16 protein-coding genes are annotated in these 17,213 nt (G+C 61.0%); 1 reads left to right on the top strand and 15 read right to left on the bottom strand.

Annotation, left to right across the window (positions count from 1 at the left end; translation table 11 throughout):
* Positions 1-4 precede the first annotated feature (4 nt).
* The 4 genes from accC to LHAB_RS06925 form a co-directional block, all read right to left on the bottom strand.
* Positions 5-1,354 (bottom strand): acetyl-CoA carboxylase biotin carboxylase subunit, encoded by a 1,350-nt coding sequence (gene accC, locus LHAB_RS06940; RefSeq protein WP_090044959.1) that lies wholly within the window; start codon positions 1,352-1,354, stop codon positions 5-7.
* Positions 1,355-1,369: 15 nt separating this feature from the next.
* A complete protein-coding gene (accB, locus tag LHAB_RS06935; RefSeq protein ID WP_090044957.1) occupies positions 1,370-1,822 on the bottom strand; it encodes an acetyl-CoA carboxylase biotin carboxyl carrier protein in 453 nt (150 codons plus the stop codon).
* A 161-nt stretch (positions 1,823-1,983) separates the two neighbouring features.
* Entirely contained in the window at positions 1,984-2,526 is a 543-nt protein-coding gene (locus tag LHAB_RS06930) for a TlpA family protein disulfide reductase (protein WP_228763373.1), read from the bottom strand.
* A 14-nt stretch (positions 2,527-2,540) separates the two neighbouring features.
* Complete coding sequence (locus LHAB_RS06925; protein ID WP_090044953.1) at positions 2,541-3,125, bottom strand: hypothetical protein; 585 nt, start codon at positions 3,123-3,125, stop codon at positions 2,541-2,543.
* Between the two features lie 71 nt (positions 3,126-3,196).
* Here LHAB_RS06925 and mpl point away from each other — a divergent pair, with 71 nt between their 5' ends.
* On the top strand, positions 3,197-4,567 hold the full coding sequence (gene mpl / locus LHAB_RS06920) for a UDP-N-acetylmuramate:L-alanyl-gamma-D-glutamyl-meso-diaminopimelate ligase (protein WP_090044951.1): 1,371 nt from the start codon (positions 3,197-3,199) through the stop codon (positions 4,565-4,567).
* A gap of 110 nt (positions 4,568-4,677) precedes the next feature.
* On the opposite strand, the gene LHAB_RS06915 is transcribed toward mpl, so the two are convergent.
* The 11 genes from LHAB_RS06915 to ftsZ form a co-directional block, all read right to left on the bottom strand.
* Positions 4,678-5,799, bottom strand: a complete 1,122-nt coding sequence (locus LHAB_RS06915) for a 3-deoxy-7-phosphoheptulonate synthase (RefSeq protein ID WP_090044949.1) — start codon at positions 5,797-5,799, stop codon at positions 4,678-4,680.
* 238 nt (positions 5,800-6,037) lie between these two features.
* Positions 6,038-7,498 (bottom strand): metalloprotease TldD, encoded by a 1,461-nt coding sequence (gene tldD / locus LHAB_RS06910; protein WP_090047758.1) that lies wholly within the window; start codon positions 7,496-7,498, stop codon positions 6,038-6,040.
* 106 nt (positions 7,499-7,604) lie between these two features.
* Positions 7,605-8,492, bottom strand: a complete 888-nt coding sequence (locus LHAB_RS06905; RefSeq protein WP_090044947.1) for an NAD(P)-dependent oxidoreductase — start codon at positions 8,490-8,492, stop codon at positions 7,605-7,607.
* Positions 8,489-9,643 carry a rod shape-determining protein RodA gene (gene rodA, locus LHAB_RS06900; RefSeq protein ID WP_090044945.1) on the bottom strand — a complete coding sequence of 385 codons (1,155 nt, stop codon included), beginning with the start codon at positions 9,641-9,643 and terminating at the stop codon, positions 8,489-8,491. Before rodA ends, LHAB_RS06905 begins: the two co-directional genes overlap by 4 nt.
* A gap of 49 nt (positions 9,644-9,692) precedes the next feature.
* Positions 9,693-10,241 carry a crossover junction endodeoxyribonuclease RuvC gene (ruvC, locus tag LHAB_RS06895; protein WP_090047756.1) on the bottom strand — a complete coding sequence of 183 codons (549 nt, stop codon included), beginning with the start codon at positions 10,239-10,241 and terminating at the stop codon, positions 9,693-9,695.
* Between the two features lie 29 nt (positions 10,242-10,270).
* Complete coding sequence (gene mtgA / locus LHAB_RS06890; RefSeq protein ID WP_090044943.1) at positions 10,271-11,005, bottom strand: monofunctional biosynthetic peptidoglycan transglycosylase; 735 nt, start codon at positions 11,003-11,005, stop codon at positions 10,271-10,273.
* Positions 11,006-11,048: 43 nt separating this feature from the next.
* A complete protein-coding gene (locus tag LHAB_RS06885; protein WP_228763372.1) occupies positions 11,049-11,972 on the bottom strand; it encodes an energy transducer TonB in 924 nt (307 codons plus the stop codon).
* Positions 11,962-14,016 (bottom strand): ribonuclease catalytic domain-containing protein, encoded by a 2,055-nt coding sequence (locus tag LHAB_RS06880; RefSeq protein WP_090044941.1) that lies wholly within the window; start codon positions 14,014-14,016, stop codon positions 11,962-11,964. The genes LHAB_RS06885 and LHAB_RS06880 overlap by 11 nt, the downstream gene beginning before the upstream one ends.
* Before the next feature lie 44 nt (positions 14,017-14,060).
* Positions 14,061-14,648, bottom strand: coding sequence for a YqiA/YcfP family alpha/beta fold hydrolase (locus LHAB_RS06875; RefSeq protein WP_090044939.1), 588 nt, complete (start codon positions 14,646-14,648; stop codon positions 14,061-14,063).
* Positions 14,648-15,571 carry a UDP-3-O-acyl-N-acetylglucosamine deacetylase gene (lpxC, locus tag LHAB_RS06870; RefSeq protein WP_090044938.1) on the bottom strand — a complete coding sequence of 308 codons (924 nt, stop codon included), beginning with the start codon at positions 15,569-15,571 and terminating at the stop codon, positions 14,648-14,650. The genes LHAB_RS06875 and lpxC overlap by 1 nt, the downstream gene beginning before the upstream one ends.
* A gap of 303 nt (positions 15,572-15,874) precedes the next feature.
* Positions 15,875-17,089, bottom strand: a complete 1,215-nt coding sequence (ftsZ, locus tag LHAB_RS06865) for a cell division protein FtsZ (protein ID WP_090044936.1) — start codon at positions 17,087-17,089, stop codon at positions 15,875-15,877.
* Positions 17,090-17,213 lie beyond the last annotated feature (124 nt).

The raw sequence follows: 17,213 nt of genomic DNA, 5'->3' as shown, positions 1-17,213 counted from the left end.
AGTGTCAGCGCTTGTGCTGGCTCAGCCAGTGTTCCAGATAGTGGATGTTGGTGCCACCTTGCATGAACTTGGCGTCCACCATCAACTCGCGGTGCAAAGGCACGTTGGTGTTGATGCCTTCGATCACCGTCTCGTTCAAGGCGGTTTGCATGCGGGCCAGGGCCTGCTCACGGGTGTCGCCATGCACGATCAGCTTGCCGATCATGGAGTCGTAGTTCGGCGGTACAAAGTAGTTGTTGTACACATGCGAATCAACCCGCACGCCGGGACCACCGGGCATGTGCCACGATGTGACGCGACCTGGCGAAGGTGTGAACTTGAAAGGATCTTCGGCGTTGATGCGGCATTCAATGGCATGGCCTCGAATTTCGATCTGCCTTTGGGTGAAAGGCAATTTTTCGCCTGCAGCCACCATGATCTGGGTCTTGACGATGTCTATGCCTGTGACCCATTCGGTCACCGGGTGCTCCACCTGGACGCGGGTGTTCATTTCAATGAAATAGAACTCGCCATTTTCAAACAAAAACTCGAACGTCCCCGCACCGCGGTAGCCAATCTTCTTGCAAGCGGCCACGCAACGCTCACCAATCTTGTCGATCAGTTTGCGGGGAATACCAGGTGCCGGCGCTTCTTCGATCACTTTTTGGTGACGGCGCTGCATGGAACAATCGCGCTCACCCAAATAAACCGCATTCTTGAACTTGTCGGCCAGAATCTGGATCTCGATGTGCCGTGGGTTCTGCAGGAACTTTTCCATGTAGACCGCCGGATTGCCAAAGGCTGCACCGGCTTCGGCTTTGGTCATTTGCACGGCGTTGATGAGCGCCGCCTCGGTGTGAACCACACGCATGCCACGACCACCACCGCCGCCAGCGGCCTTGATGATGACCGGGTAACCCACGGCTTTGGCAATGCGGCGGATTTGCACCGGGTCATCGGGCAATTCGCCTTCGGAGCCAGGCACGCAGGGCACGCCAGCGCGGATCATGGCCTGCTTGGCCGACACCTTGTCGCCCATGATGCGGATCGACTCGGGCGTGGGACCAATGAACTGGAAACCGCTTTTCTCGACCCGCTCGGCGAAGTCGGCGTTTTCACTCAAGAAGCCGTACCCGGGGTGAATCGCCTCGGCGTCCGTCACTTCGGCGGCCGAGATGATGGCGGGCATGTTGAGGTAGCTCAGCGGCGAAGCGGCTGGACCAATACAAACGGCTTCTTCGGCCAGTTTGACGTATTTGGCTTCTTTGTCGGCTTCGGAATAGACCATCACCGCCTTGACGCCCAGTTCGCGACAAGCGCGCTGGATGCGCAAGGCGATTTCGCCTCGGTTGGCGACCAGGATTTTCTTGAACATGAAATCCCCGATGCGTTATTCGACGATGAAAAGAGGCTGACCGTATTCCACAGCCTGGCCGTTTTCACACAGGATTTGCGTGACGGTGCCGGACTTGTCGGACTCGATCTCGTTGAGGATCTTCATGGCTTCAATGATGCACAAGGTGTCGCCCTCTTTGACCACCGAGCCGATCTGGATGAAAGGGGCTGCGCCGGGGCTGGACGAGCGGTAGAACGTGCCCACCATGGGTGATTTGACCGCATGCCCAGCAGGCGCTGAAACAGGTGCCGCCGCCTCTACCGGCGCAACGGGAGCCGCCACCATCGGCGCCGCAGCAACAGGCGCAGCAGCCTGCATCACGACCGGTTGGGCCACGCCCATGCTCTTGACGATGCGCACCTTGCCTTCGGCTTCGGTGATTTCCAGCTCCGACACATTCGAGTCGGACACCAAATCAATCAGGGTTTTCAGTTTGCGCAAGTCCATAGATCCTCCATTGCGGTAAGCACAGGTAATGGCTTGAATTTACACCAAATTTCAGTAAAAACCCTCGAAATCGTCTTTTCTGGTCAGAATTGGAACAGTTTTACCGTTGCCGCCGGCCATGGCGAGCGGCAAAAGCCCAGCACATCAAGTGCCGGAGCTACTCAAATACGAACATCGCGCCATTGGGCGAGATCATCCGATGTCAATTGACCCATCTTCTGTCGCCAAATGCTGCCATCTTCTTTGAAAAAGACGGTAAATGGCAAACCACCCGCCGCATTGCCCAGTGACTTGGCCAGTTCTGTGCCCGCCAATCCCGCCATTCCGACAGGGAAGCCCAGCGGCTGTCGCCCCAAAAAGCGACGCACTGCACTGGGCTGATCAATGGCCAAAGCCACCACTTGATGACCGTTGGGCCTATTTTCTTGCCAGAAGGCCTCGATCATGGGCAACTCTTCGATGCAAGGCGGGCACCAAGTGGCCCAGAAGTTGAGCAGCAGGGGTTTGCCCTGAAAACCCGCCATGGCCAAGGCTTCGCCAGAGGGCGTCTCGAATTGCTGAGCCCAAAACGGATGGCTGGCAGCTTGGGCCACGTCGCGGGGCTCAAACCGCCACAAGGCCACGCCCACACCGGCAACCGCAGCGGCAGCACCAGCCCCCCAAATCAGGTGGCGTCTGGAGGAGTTTGAAGTGGATGGGTTCATGCTCGAATTGTCTTTCATGCCGCCAGCAAGCGCTCTAAAGCAGCCAAATCCCCCCGGGGAGAACGGCCTTGGGCATCGGGCAGCAAAGCCCCACGCATATCATCCAGATCGTAAATGCGCAGGTGCACGCCCACATCTTCGTTCAAAGGTGCACAAAAACTGTGCAGACTCAACACCTCCACATCGTCCCCATGCAGGCCGCGCACGCTTTGCGTCTCGTAGCGCTGATTCTGGTTGATCAGGGCAATTTCGGCCGATTTGGGGTCGTCACAAAACAAAGCCAGGTCCACATCACACAAGCGCGTGGCCCAGCCTTGCCAGACCGCACCGCCCAGATGCGGGCGAAATTCGGCCAGACGCTGCATCCATACCTTGGCCAGTTCGCGCAAGGCCAGCAGCTCGCCGGGCTGCGTGTCGGCGCAAAACAAGGCGATGTAGTCGCGCACCTCAGACTCGACCACATCGTTGGCAGGTAAAGCCGTCCGGGCGGGCAGGCCAAGCTCTTTGAGGGCGCGGTGCTTGGCTGCACCAAAAGCCAGGCCTTCTTCGACCACCAAACGGGCGGCGGTTGCAGCAATTTCAAGGGCAAGGTCGTTCATGGGCACCGATTGTGACCGGCCCCAATGGGGCGCTGTCCAGTTTGCGGCCGATGGCCCCCTAAAATCGGGGGATGCATATACATATATTGGGCATTTGTGGGACCTTCATGGGGGGCTTGGCCGCGTTGGCCCGCGAGGCAGGGCATCGGGTCACAGGGTGTGATGCAGGCGTCTACCCGCCCATGAGCGACCAGCTGAGGGCTTTGGGCATCGAGCTGATCGAGGGCTTTGACACTGACCAGATGGCCCTCCAACCCGATATGTATGTGATCGGCAATGTGGTCAGCCGCGCCCGATTGGCCGACGGCAGCCCCAAATTCCCCTTGATGGAAGCCATTTTGGAAGCCGGCGCCCCCTACACCAGCGGCCCCCAGTGGCTGTCCGAACAGGTGCTGCAAGGCCGCCATGTGCTGGCCGTCGCCGGCACGCACGGCAAAACCACCACCACCTCGATGCTGGCCTGGGTGCTGGAGCAGGCTGGGCTGGAACCCGGTTTTTTGGTGGGCGGCGTGCCGCTCAACTTTGGCGTGTCGGCCCGCTTGGGCGGGGGCCAGTATTTCGTGATCGAAGCCGACGAGTACGACACCGCCTTTTTCGACAAGCGCAGCAAGTTCGTGCACTACCGCCCGCGCACGGCCATCCTGAACAACCTCGAATTCGACCACGCCGACATCTTTGACGACCTGGCCGCTATCGAGCGCCAGTTCCACCACCTGGTGCGCACCGTGCCCGGCTCGGGTCGCGTGGTGGTCAACGGCCTGGAAGAAAGCCTGACCCGCGTGCTGGCTCAAGGCTGCTGGAGCGAGGTGCGCAGCTTTGGTTCGGCCGTGAGCGACTTCGTGGCCGATGGCGAACCCGCCAGTTTCAACGTGCTGCAAGCCGGCCAAGCGGTCGCCCATGTGCAGTGGGCCATTGGCGGCGTGCACAACCAACTCAATGCGCTGGCTGCCATCGCCGCGGCCGATCATGTCGGCGTGTCACCCGCAACGGCCGCGCAAGCGCTCACCACGTTTGAAAACGTCAAGCGCCGCATGGAAGTGCGCGGCAGGGTGAACGGCATCACCGTCTACGACGACTTTGCCCACCACCCCACGGCCATCCGCACCACCGTCAACGGCCTGCGCCGTCAGGTGGGCGCGGCCCGCATCCTGGCGATTTTTGAGCCCCGCAGCAACACCATGAAACTGGGCACCATGAAAGCCCAGTTGCCCTGGAGCCTGGAAGAAGCCGATCTGGCGTTTTGCCATTCGGGCGGTTTGGGCTGGGACGCCCAAGCAGCACTCCAGCCTATGGGCGACAAGGCGCAGGTGGGCGCCAACATCGACGAGATGATCGCACAGGTGCTGGCCCAAGTCCAACCCGGCGATCACCTGCTGTGCATGAGCAATGGGGGCTTTGGCGGGATCCATGCCAAGCTGCTGGCAGCCTTGGCAAGTCGCTGACAGCTAGCCCTTGATTGGAAGCGGGGCCCCTGCTTGCGCATGCTGGCAGGGGTCATTCAAGCATTGGCTAGCAGGGGTGAACGACCACAAAGGAAGGGCCGCGCCCGCCATCATCCCGCGCGTCTTGCCTTCACCGCATCCGACAACACCTGCAACACGCCTTCGCTGTCGTCCCAGCCGATGCAGGCGTCGGTGATGCTCTGGCCGTAGGTCAAGTTCGCCACATCGTGCTGTCCTGGCGTGAACTTCTGGGCACCGTCTTTCAAGTGGCTTTCGACCATGACGCCGAAGACCTGGCGTGAGCCGCCGCTGATTTGCGCCGCGATGTCTTTGGCCACATCGATTTGGCGCTCGTGCTTTTTGCTGCTGTTGGCGTGGCTGCAGTCGACCATCAAGGTGGCGGGCAGTTTGGCAGCTTCGAGTTCCTTGCACGCCGCAGCCACGCTCTCGGCGTCGTAATTGGGCGCTTTGCCGCCGCGCAAGATCACGTGGCAATCTTGGTTGCCCTGGGTCTGCACGATGGCGACCTGACCGTTTTTGTGGACGGACAAAAAGTGGTGGCCACGGGCGGCCGCCTGGATCGCATCGGTCGCGATCTTGATGTTGCCATCGGTGCCGTTCTTGAAGCCGATGGGGGCCGACAGGCCCGAAGCCAGCTCGCGGTGCACCTGGCTCTCGGTCGTGCGCGCACCGATGGCGCCCCAGCTGATCAGGTCGCCGATGTACTGCGGCGAGATCACATCCAGGAACTCACTGCCTGCGGGCAGGCCTTGGCGGTTGATCTCGATCAGCAGCTGGCGTGCGATGCGCAGGCCTTCGTCAATGCGGTAACTCTCGTCCAGGTAGGGGTCGTTGATCAGACCCTTCCAGCCCACGGTGGTGCGGGGCTTTTCAAAATACACGCGCATCACGATCTCGAGGGTGTCGGCGTACTTGTCCCGCAAGGGCTTCAAACGGCGGGCATAGTCCAGGGCGGCGGCCGGGTCGTGGATCGAGCATGGGCCGATGATGACCAGCAGGCGGTCGTCTTGGCCGTGCACGATCTTGGCGATGGATTGGCGAGTTTGGGAAATCAGGGTTTCCGTGGCCGTTCCGGCAATCGGGAAAAAGCGGATCAAATGCTCCGGGGGCGGGAGCACGGTGATGTCCTTGATGCGTTCGTCGTCGGTCTGGCCGGTGCGGTCGGCGGCATTCGGATACCAACTCTCGGGGGCTGCGGTTTTGGCGTTCATCGTGGACTCCTCAGATTGAAAAAACAGGTCAAAAAAAACCGCCGGGCTTTGGGGCTCCGGCGGTGTGTGTCGAGATGTTCGGGTGCTTATGCGCTCGCCTCTCGTCCGCCGGGGACTGAGAATCCAAAATAAAAAAAGTAAAAAGCAAAGCGCAAAGACATGGGTTCAATGTATCACAGGTGAATGACCGTTCCTGACAGGCCGATCCGGGGACAAACCCGGAGGGCTTTTGTGTGCTTCAGGCCGTGCCCCCAACGGTCAGGCCATCGATGCGCAAGGTCGGCTGACCCACGCCCACCGGCACGCTCTGGCCTTCCTTGCCGCAAGTGCCCACACCCGAGTCCAGCTTCATGTCGTTGCCGATCATGCTGATCTTTTTGAGCGACTCAGGTCCGCTGCCGATCAGGGTGGCGCCCTTGACGGGGTATTGGATTTTGCCGTTTTCGACCCAGTAAGCCTGGCTGGCAGAGAAGACAAACTTGCCGCTGGTGATGTCCACCTGCCCGCCCGCAAAATTGGTGGCATACAAGCCCTTCTTGATGCTGGCCACAATTTCTTCAGCGCTCTTGTCACCACCCAACATGTAGGTATTGGTCATGCGCGGCATGGGCACATGGGCGTAGCTTTCGCGTCGGCCGTTGCCTGTGGGCTTGACACCCATCAGGCGGGCGTTCATCGAATCCTGGATGTAACCGCGCAGGATGCCGTCTTCGATCAGCACATTCTTCTGACTGGCGTGTCCTTCATCGTCCACATTCAGTGAACCCCGGCGGTCGGCAATCGTTCCGTCGTCAAGCACGGTGACCCCTTTGGCCGCTACACGTTGGCCAATGCGCCCGCTGAAAGCGCTCGAGCCCTTGCGGTTGAAGTCTCCCTCCAGGCCGTGGCCCACGGCTTCGTGCAACAACACGCCGGGCCACCCATTGCCCAGCACCACCGTCATCTCGCCCGCCGGTGCAGGGCGAGCTTCGAGGTTGATGAGCGCGGCCGACACCGCTTCTTGCACATAGCTCTCGACCATGGCGTCGTCAAAATAGGCCAGGCCGAAGCGGCCACCACCGCCCGCGCTGCCCACTTCACGGCGGCCGTTTTGCTCGGCGATCACCGTGACCGACAGGCGGATCAAGGGGCGCACATCAGCGGCCAGTGTGCCGTCGGCGCGGGCGACCATGACCACGTCGTATTCGGTGGCCAAACCGGCCATGACCTGTACCACACGCGGATCCTTGGCGCGGGCGAGTTTTTCGACTCGGCCCAGCAAATTGACTTTGGCCGTGCTGTCCAGTGTGGACATGGGGTCCAGCGCGGGGTAGAGCGAGCGGCTGGCCGAAATCTTGCGCGCCGGCACCTGGATGCGCTTGTTTTGCGCCGCTGAGGCAATGGCGCGTACCGTCAAGGCGGCGTCCATCAAAGAGGCTTCGGAAATATCGTCCGAGTAGGCAAAAGCGGTTTTCTCGCCCGACACCGCCCGCACGCCCACGCCCTGGTCGATGCTGAAGCTGCCCGTCTTGACGATGCCCTCTTCCAAGCTCCAGCCTTCGGAGCGGGTGTATTGAAAATACAGATCGGCGTCATCGACCGCGTGGGCCTTGATGGCGTTGAGCGCTTGGCTCAGATGCGTTTCGTTCAGACCAAACGGGTCAAGCAGCAGGGACTTGGCCGTGGCCAAGCGTTCGATGGTGGGTTCGCGTGAAATCATGCAGGCATTGTAGGCACTGATCAAGACCCTTGCCGGCAGCGGACGGAGACCCAAAGTCCGCTTGAACCCTCATCTCCAGGACCCCTGCCCCATCCCTGGCCCGCCTTCAGCGCTGGCGCATGAGTTGGAGCAAGGCCGCATCGTCCAGCTCGGCCCAACCTTGCTGCACCGCTTGTGCAAATGCATCCCTTGCCAAACGCCCCAAAATCGGGTCAAAGGCGACTTCATCTGCGGCCTGTACAGCCAGCCCGGTGTCTTTGGCCAGCAAGCTGACGTGGGCACGCGGCGCAAAATCACCCACCAATGCACGGCGCATCCGATCCGAGCCGATCCAGCTCTGACCACTGGAGGCCTCGATCACCGACAAAGTGCCTGCCGGGTCCAGCCCCAAGCGTTCGGCCAGCGCCATGGCCTCGGCGGCCCCGGCCAGATTCACCGCTGCGAGCAAATTGTTCACGAGCTTGGTGCGGGCGCCATCTCCGGCGCGGGTCCCGACACGAAACACCCGTTGGCTCAGCGCATGGAGCAGTTCCTGGCTGCGCTGCCAAACGGGGTCCGAACACGCCACCATCAGGCTCATGCTGCCGTCCTGCGCGCGCAAAGGTCCGCCAGACATGGGGGCATCGATGACATCAACACCTTGGAGCGCCAGCCGTTCAGCCTGGCCTTCTACCGTGGCAGGCCCCAGTGTCGGGCACAGCATCACCGTCTGACCCGGCTTCAGAGCCGGGGCCGCACCGTTTTCACCCCAGAGCACCGCCTCTGTTTGAGCGGCATCGACCACCGCCACGAGCAAGACACCGTCATCGCTCAAGTGTTGCGCCGCCTGCAGGGCAGACCCACAATCCATTGCCCCCAGCGACACGGCTTTGCGTTGGGCTTGGGCGTCAGTGTCGTGCACCCCCAGCGCCCAACCGAGCTGGCGCAGCCGCATGAGCATGCCGCCGCCCATATTGCCGGCACCCACGATCGCGATCGGTATCAGTTGTTTCATGATTGCACCAGTTGTTTGGCTTTGGCTATTGACATGAGGATTCCCAGAGCCAAGCCCAAGGTGACCATGGCCGTACCGCCGTAGCTGATGAAGGGCAAAGGCACCCCCACCACCGGCAAGATCCCGCTGACCATGCCCATGTTCACAAAAGCATAAGTGAAGAAAATCATGGCCATGCTGCCCGCCAGCAGCCGGCTGAACAGCGTCGGGGCCTCTGCGGCGATGACCAAGGCCCGGTAAACCAGAAAAAAGAACCAGAAAATCAGGAACAAGCCGCCCACAAAACCAAACTCTTCACCATAGGCGGCAAAAATGAAGTCGGTGGTGCGCTCAGGGATGAATTCAAGGTGGGTTTGCGTGCCTTGCATGAAGCCTTTGCCCCATACCCCGCCAGAGCCGATGGCGATCATGCCCTGGATGATGTGAAAGCCCTTACCCAATGGGTCACGCGCCGGATCCAGCAAGGTGCACACGCGCTGGCGCTGGTACTCGTGCAGCACTCGCCAGTCCACGCCGTCGGCACACAAGGTCGGATCCATGATCACCAGGACCATGATGCCCAAGACCCCCAACACCATCGGCGGCAAAATCCAGCGCCACTTGAGTCCAGCAAAGAAAATCACCGCCAAACCCGCGGCCAGCACCAGCAAAGAGGTGCCCAAGTCCGGCTGCTTCATGATCAACCCGACCGGAACACCCAAGATCAACAAGGCCACCGCAAAGTCAAAGGGCCTGAGTTGGCCTTCGCGCTTTTGGAACCAAGCTGCCAGCATCAAGGGCAAGGCAATCTTCAAAATTTCGCTGGGCTGAATCACGACCCCCAAATTGATCCAGCGCCGAGACCCTTTTTTGGTGATGCCAAAAATGGCCACCGCCACCAGCAAAATCACCCCCACGGTGTAGATGGGCACGGCCCAGGCCATGAGTTTTTGGGGCGGCATTTGGGCCACCACGAACATGATGAAGCCGGCCAGCAGCATGTTCCGGCCGTGGTCCACAAAGCGGGTGCCATGGTCATAGCCCGATGAAAACATGATCAGCAATCCGGCACAGGCGAGCATGAACACGGCAAATGCCAAAGGGCCATCGAAACCCCTGAGCAAATACACCATGCGCTGCCACAGCGTCGGCTTTTGAATGACTGAACCCATGGCGCGGATTATCTCAGGCAGGCATGGGCCATACAGCGCAAGCCCCGGGTCAATGGCTGCGTCCGCTGCGGAACATGCCGTGGGTTTTACGGTTGAGCACCCCCTGAGCGGCCAGTTTGTTCATGGACGGACTGGCATGCGCATGGGTGATCGCCATGCCCAAAGCGTCTGCCGCATCCTGACGCGGCACCACCGGCAACTGCAGCAAGCGTTTGACCATTTCTTGAACTTGCGACTTGGCAGCCCGCCCGTGCCCTGTGACCGACTGCTTCATCTGCAAGGCGGTGTATTCGGCAACCGGCAAGTCGCACGACACCAAAGCCGTGACACAACAGCCCCGCGCCTGCCCCAGCAGCAAGGTCGCTTGCGGGTTGACGTTCACAAAAACAATCTCGACGGAGGCCACATCGGGCTGGTAACGGGCATGGATTTCGCGAACGCCGTCGTAAATCACCTTCAGCCGGGCGGGCAAATTGCCCATGTCACCCCGCGTCGTCTCGATCACCCCGCTGGCCACGTACTGCAGGCGCGAACCGGTCATGTCCAACACGCCGAAGCCTGTGGTTTGCAAACCCGGGTCAATGCCCAAGATGCGCACCGTTTGAGGGACGGCCGTGGTCAAGGTGCTCACGGCAGCACCACGTCGCCCATGCGGGCCATGATGGTTTCGGCCCGGCTGGCCAAGTAGGCCGATTGCGCCCTTTGCTCAAAATACCGAGGCCGGGGCAGCATGACGGCCAGGCGCGCAGCCTCCCACGGGTTCAGCCGGTCGGCGCTTTTCCTGAAGTAATGCTGCGCCGCAGCCTCGGCCCCAAAAACGCCCTCACCCCACTCCACACTGTTGAGGTAAATCTCCAAAATGCGTTGTTTGGACAAGAAGGTTTCCAGCGTCAACGTGATCAGCATCTCCTGGCCTTTGCGCAGCAAAGTGCGCTCACCGGACAAAAACAGGTTCTTCGCCAGTTGCTGGGTGATGGTCGAGCCGCCCACAATTTTCACCGCAGGGGTCTTGGCGTCGGGGCGTCGCTGGGCGCGCTGCTCGGCCAAGGCTTTGGCCTTGGCATTTTTCTCCCAAGCCTTTTCCAGGGACTCCCACCAGACCCCGCCATGCTGCGCAAACACCGTGTCTTCCGATGCGATCACCGCTCGCTGCAAGTTGGGGGAAATGCTTTGGCGATCCACCCAATCCTGCCGCCAAGGCAAGCGCCCCTGCCGGGTCACGATTTGCCAAATTTGCGAGCGCTCAAAACTGGTGGATTCCGGTGCCAGCACGCCCATGCTGGCAATGCGCAGCGCAAAAAACAGCTGCAAACCCAAGCCCGCCAACACGACCAGCCCACACCAACGACCAAAAGCACGCATCAATATCCTTTGTCTTCAGGTTTCAAGGGATCTGCCCAACCGCTCAAGGCGGTGAGGCATCGGGCGTCAACATGCGCATGTCCAGCGTCCCCTCTTTGGAGAACTGAAAACGCGTGACCACCACAATCTGATCGGCCTGCCGCCGCATGTTAGCGCTGAACACGTCAAAAGGCGCGGCACTGCGCACAATCGCCACCGCCCGCTGATCCAGCAGGGGCTGGCCCGAAGTACGCGCGACCTCGGTCTGCACCAGACGTCCTCGGGCATCCACGGTGATCGCCATGGTCAACTGCCCATAGAGTTTTTGCCCGTCCACTTGCGGAAAATTGAGCGTGCCGCGTGTCTCAATGGTTCGCCGCAACTTGTCGTAATACAGCGCGTACACCGCTTCGCGCGTGGCGGGGCTGATGAATCGCTTGCGAGGGCCGCCTTGTGATCTGTTCACCTTTTGCTCGATCTGGGCCAGCTCCCGGGTCAGCTGGCGTTGGCGCTCTTGCCGGGCCAGACGCTCGGGCGCTTGGGCCGTTTCACCGGCTGGGTCTTGCGTCAAGGCCGATAACTCCTGCTGCAACTGGGTGAGCAAGCGCCTTTGCTGCAATTGCAGGGCTTCAATCTGTCGCTGCATGGCCCCGATGTCGGTGCCCGACTCGGCGAGGACAGAAGGCGGCAAGGGGGAGCTGGCGCGTGTGTCTGCTGCACCTTGCCCGCCTCCCGCCAGATTCACTTGGGCGATGGCTTGCGCCCGCTCGGGTGCCTTGTCGCTGCGGGCGTTCACAAGCACCACTTCCAAAGCGGTGTCTTCAAAAACCCGATTGAAGCTGATCGGATCGGCAAAACGCCAAGCCATCAGGGCCGCATGCAGCGCCAGGGACACCCCCAAAGTCCACCACAGGGTGTGGCGGTGAATCGCCAGTTGGAGCCAAGAGACCGGCCCGAGCATCCGAGCCTGACCGCATTCAGGCGCCATCGCTGTGTGTGTTGTCGTTCAAATCGACCGCGATGGTGAGCGGGCCGGCCGCCATGGCTTCGTCCTCTTCCGCATCATCGGCTTGCGGGTCGTCTGCCGCCTCAGGGGCATCCAGATGGGCCACCACCGTGCCCACCACGTCCAGCGCCATCAGATCCAGCGCGCCCAGTTTCACGCGCACGCGCGCGCCCCGCATCAAGCCCTGCGCACCCATGACGCTGAACATCAAAGGCAAGGCGTCCGCTCTGACCAGCCAAACGCCACCCCCCATTTCCTTGACCAAGCTGGCCTCGAGTTCCTCGATGCCTTGCTGCTGCACATGGCGCAGGGTCCAGTAGCGCTCCATGCTGGACTGCACGCTGTTGTAGGCGCTGTAGGCGGCATCGAAACCACTGATGATGGAGAACAACTCGGCGTCTTTGGGCTTGAAGGGCGCAGCCAAGGCGGCAGTGGCGCCATGGCGCGCGCACGCAATGATTTGCCACTGGTTGACCAAATCGGTGTAGCGGCGCAGGGGCGATGTGCTCCACGCATAACTGGGCACACCAATACCCGCATGCGGCAGCGCCTTGGTGCCCATGCGCACCTTGACACCCGGCGCCATGCTGGCCTGGCTGCGGTAAATCCCCGGCACGCCCAAGCTGGCCATCCACTGGCCCCAGGTGCTATTGGCCAAAATCATGGCCTCGGCCACCATCAAGTCGAGCGGCGCACCGCGCTTGCGCGTGCCAATCAGAACCATTTCTTCGCCGGTGGGCGGGTTGTCGTTGTGGGGACGCTCGAGTTTGAAACTGTAATCGGGTCGGTTGAAGTTCTCAGGCTTGCCCCGCACCACTTCGCGCCGGGCTTTGAGGGTTTGCGCCAAGCGCCAGAAAAAGCCCAAGGTGGCCCGGCTGACCGGCACATCGGCATGGTCGCTCAGGTCCTCCCCTTCGAGCCATTCTTGGGTGATGCGCTCGTCCAGTTGGTCGTGTCGCAAATTGACCAAGATCGGCACCCGCTCCAGCCGGGTTTCGGTGTTTTGCACCTCCAGCGTGTCTTCGCTGAAGGTCACATACAAAGACACGGCCGGGCAATCGCGCCCTTCGATCAAGGTGTAGGCCTGCACCACGCTGTCGGGCAGCATGGTGATCTTGTAGCCCGGCATGTAGACCGTGGACAGGCGCTGACGGCCCAACTGATCGATCGCACCGCCGGGTGTCAGGGCCAAGCCCGGTGCCGCGATGTGGATGCCCACCGTGACCATGCCGCTGCCCAAGCCCTGCAGCGACAAGGCGTCGTCAATTTCAGTGGTGTGCGAATCGTCGATCGAAAAAGCCTGCACCGGGGCCAGTGGCAACTCGTCGGTGATGGCCGGAGCCTGCAAAGCCGGGAAACCCGTGCCTTTGGGAAACAGGTCGAACAAAAAGCGCTGCCAATGGAAGTCCCAAGCCGAGGCAATGGCCCCGGCCTTTTGCAGCAAATCCAAAGGTGCCGTCTGGCTGGCCTTGCTGGCCTCGACCACGGCTTTGTACTCGGGCGTGTTCTTGTCGGGGCGAAACAGGATTTTGTACAACTGCTCCCGGATCGGTGCAGGGCAGGCGCCCGCCATCAGCTCGGCCGACCAAGTTTCGATTTGCGCCTGAACCTGCTTTTTCTTTTCAATGGCGAGCAAGGCCTGCTGCACGATCTCGGCAGGCGCTTTGCGAAAACGCCCCTTGCCGCCACGGCGGAAATAATGCGGGGCCTCGTGCAAGCGCAGCAATGCCGCGACCTGCTGCACCGTGTGGGCCCCGTCGCTGAAATAGTCTTTGGCCAGATCGGCAAAGCCAAATTCCTCGTCGGAGGCGAATTCGTAGGCCAGCTCCAGGTCGATGGTTTGGCTCAAAGCCGCGGCATCGCTCAGCAAGCTGGCGGGTGTTGGTTTTTCAAACTTGAGCAGCATTTGCGCCGCCTTGACTTTGACCCGTTTGCCCGAGTCGAGCTCCACCTGAGCCGAGGCCTCGGCCTCGGAGAGGATGCGTCCGGCCATGAATTTGCCGGCTTCTTCAAATAATGCGTACATGGGCCGATTTTCCCACGCGGTACCGGCTTGGCGAGGGCCGGGGTTCAGGCCAAGCGAAGAAATTCCAGTATTTCGGGCAAGTGATCGTCAAAATCACTCAGCGCGTGGTCGCTGCCCTCCAGCAGGCGCACCTGCCCCGTCTGATGCCGGGCCAGCATTTCACGCCAGTCCAGCACTTCATCGCCCTTGGCAATCACCGCCCAGGTTCGGGCCTTGGCGCTGGGCGGCTGCGCTTGCATGTCGGCCAGTTCTTGCACATGCTCTGCCTTGAAAAAGATGCTTTGTGCGGGGTCATGCCACGCCGGTTGCTCGCCGATGTGGCGCACCAAATCACGGGCGGGGAACACGGCCGGGTTGAGCAAAACCGCCAGGCAGTCGAACTGTTGGGCGAGCCAAGCGGCATAAAAGCCGCCCAAGGATGAGCCCACGATGGCCATCCGATCTCTGGGCCAGGTTGCGACGCCTTGCAGCACCTGCGCCATGGCCTGCTTCGGCGAGGCGGGGAGCTGGGGGCACCACCACGTCACGCTGGGGTGCTGGGCTTGAACGGTATCGGCCATCTTGCACGCCTTGACCGAGCGGGGTGAAGACCGGAAACCGTGCAGATAAAGCAGATGGGTGACGCGGTCCATCACCAAGCCGGTTGCAGGGCGGCGAAGCCGCGGGGCGCATCGGCGGCCTTGTCGAACGTGACCACCTCGTAGGCGTCCGGGTGGGCGAGCAATTCGCGCAGCAAACGGTTGTTCATGGCGTGGCCCGAGCGAAATGCGCTGTAGGACGCCAACAGGGGTTTGCCCAAAATGTACAAGTCGCCCATGGCGTCCAGTATTTTGTGTTTGACGAACTCGTCGTCATAACGCAGGCCATCGGCATTGAGCACACGGTAATCGTCCATCACGATGGCGTTGTCGAGCCCGCCCCCCAAGGCCAAGCCATTGGCGCGCATCATTTCCACATCTTTGGTGAAGCCAAAAGTGCGGGCGCGGGCGATGTCGCGCGAATAAACACCTTCAGACATGTCAAACACCACCTGCTGGCCCGTGGAATCCACGGCCGGATGGCGGAAATCAATCTCGAAGCTCAGTTTGTAGCCATGGTAAGGCGTCAAACGCGCCCATTTGATGTTCTCGCCTTCGCCTTCGGACACGGCCACCGGCTTGAGCACACGGACAAACTTCTTGGGCACTTGCTGCTCGACCACGCCCGCGCTTTGCAGCAAGAAGACGAAAGACGACGCCGATCCATCCAGGATGGGCACCTCTTCGGCGGTGATGTCCACATACAGGTTGTCGATGCCCAAACCCGCGCAGGCTGACATCAGGTGTTCCACCGTCAGCACTTTGGCTTGGCCCGCAGAGATGGTGGACGCCAAACGGGTGTCGGTCACCGCCTCGGCGTTGACCGGAATGTCCACCGGCTCAGGCAAATCGATCCGGCGAAACACAATGCCCGTGTCCGGCGCGGCAGGTCGCAGGGTCAGCTCCACACGCTGACCGCTGTGCAAACCGACGCCAACGGCTTTGGTCAAGGTTTTGAGGGTGCGTTGAGCGAGCATGCGGGTATTTTAGTTGGCGAGAGATATGGAAGTGTGAAAAAGGAATAGGCGTGCAGTCGACAAGGACCGCCACGACAGATACGCAGTCCCGGTGGTTTGCCCGGGGCTGGCGGGCGATATGGAGGCGCGAAGCGACGACGAGCCCGACGGCCCTGGGCAAAACGCCGGGACGACAAAACCCAAGTGCCCCTCTTCAAGCAATGACAAAAAGCGTTTTAGCAGAACGAACACGCAAAAAGGGGCCAGACAGGCATCCACCTGTCTGGCCCCAAAAGCACCTGAAACGAAACTCAGATCAACAAATCAGTCCGCTTGCTTGCGCAAGAACGCGGGGATCTCGATGTCGTCCATGCCGGCATTGGCCATGCCGTCCACGCGGGCCGCTGCATGGGTGCGGTTGCTGCGCCAGTAGGCAGGCACATTCAAACCACTGTTGTTCATCGGCGCTGCAGCGCTGTTGGCAGTGGCGGCGGCGTCCTGACCGCCCATGGTGAAAGGCACGTTGTCGGTGCCGGTGCGCAGCACTTGCAGCGGAGGCGCGGTGCGGCGTGCACCGGCCTTGGACAAACCCGTGGCCACCACGGTCACGCGGATCTCTTCGCCCAGGCTTTCGTCATAGGCGGTACCGTAGATCACGTGGGCATTTTCCGAAGCGTAAGCGCGGATGGTGTTCATCGCCTGCTTGGACTCGGACAACTTGAGCGAGCCTTTGGCAGCGCTGATCAAGACCAGCACGCCTTTGGCACCCGAGAGGTCCACACCTTCGAGCAGCGGGCAAGCCACGGCTTGCTCGGCAGCGATGCGGGCGCGGTCTGGGCCGCTGGCGGCGGCGGTACCCATCATGGCTTTGCCGGGCTCGCCCATCACGGTGCGCACGTCTTCAAAGTCGACGTTCACATGGCCGGGCACATTGATGATCTCGGCAATGCCGCCCACGGCGTTTTTCAGCACATCATTGGCGTGGGCAAAAGCCTCGTCTTGGGTCATGTCCTCGCCACCGGGCAATTCCAGCAGTTTTTCGTTCAACACCACGATCAGCGAGTCGACGTTGGCTTCGAGTTCTTGCATGCCGATGTCGGCATTGCTCATGCGACGGCCACCTTCGAATTCGAAAGGCTTGGTCACCACACCCACTGTCAAAATGCCCATCTCTTTGGCAATGCGGGCAATCACGGGGGCTGCGCCTGTGCCAGTGCCGCCACCCATGCCGGCGGTGATGAACAACATGTGCGCGCCTTCGATGGCGGCGCGGATGTCGGCTTCTGCACTTTCAGCGGCTTCACGGCCTTTTTCGGGTTTGCTGCCGGCGCCCAGACCGGTTTGACCCAACTGGATGAAGCGGTGTGCCGCGCTGCGGGCCAGGGCCTGCGCATCGGTGTTGGCACACACGAATTCAACGCCCTGGACCTGGCGCTCGATCATGTGCTCGACAGCGTTGCCGCCGCCTCCGCCAACACCGATCACTTTGATCTGGGTGCCTTGGTTGAATTCTTCTGTCTGGATCATTTCGATGGTCATGGTGCTACTCCTAAAATTGTTTGCAGTTGCCGAAAATGTTTTTGTGAATACTGGGATGCATGAGGGTGTCAACATCGACACGGTCGTGACACCGGGGGGCTGCTCCTGGCCAGGAATCTTTTTT

Source organism: Limnohabitans sp. 2KL-27, from assembly GCF_001269345.1.
In the GTDB taxonomy this organism is placed as follows: domain Bacteria; phylum Pseudomonadota; class Gammaproteobacteria; order Burkholderiales; family Burkholderiaceae_C; genus Limnohabitans_A.
Note: the sequence above shows the minus strand (reverse complement) of the source record. Positions and strands in the feature narration are given on the sequence as shown.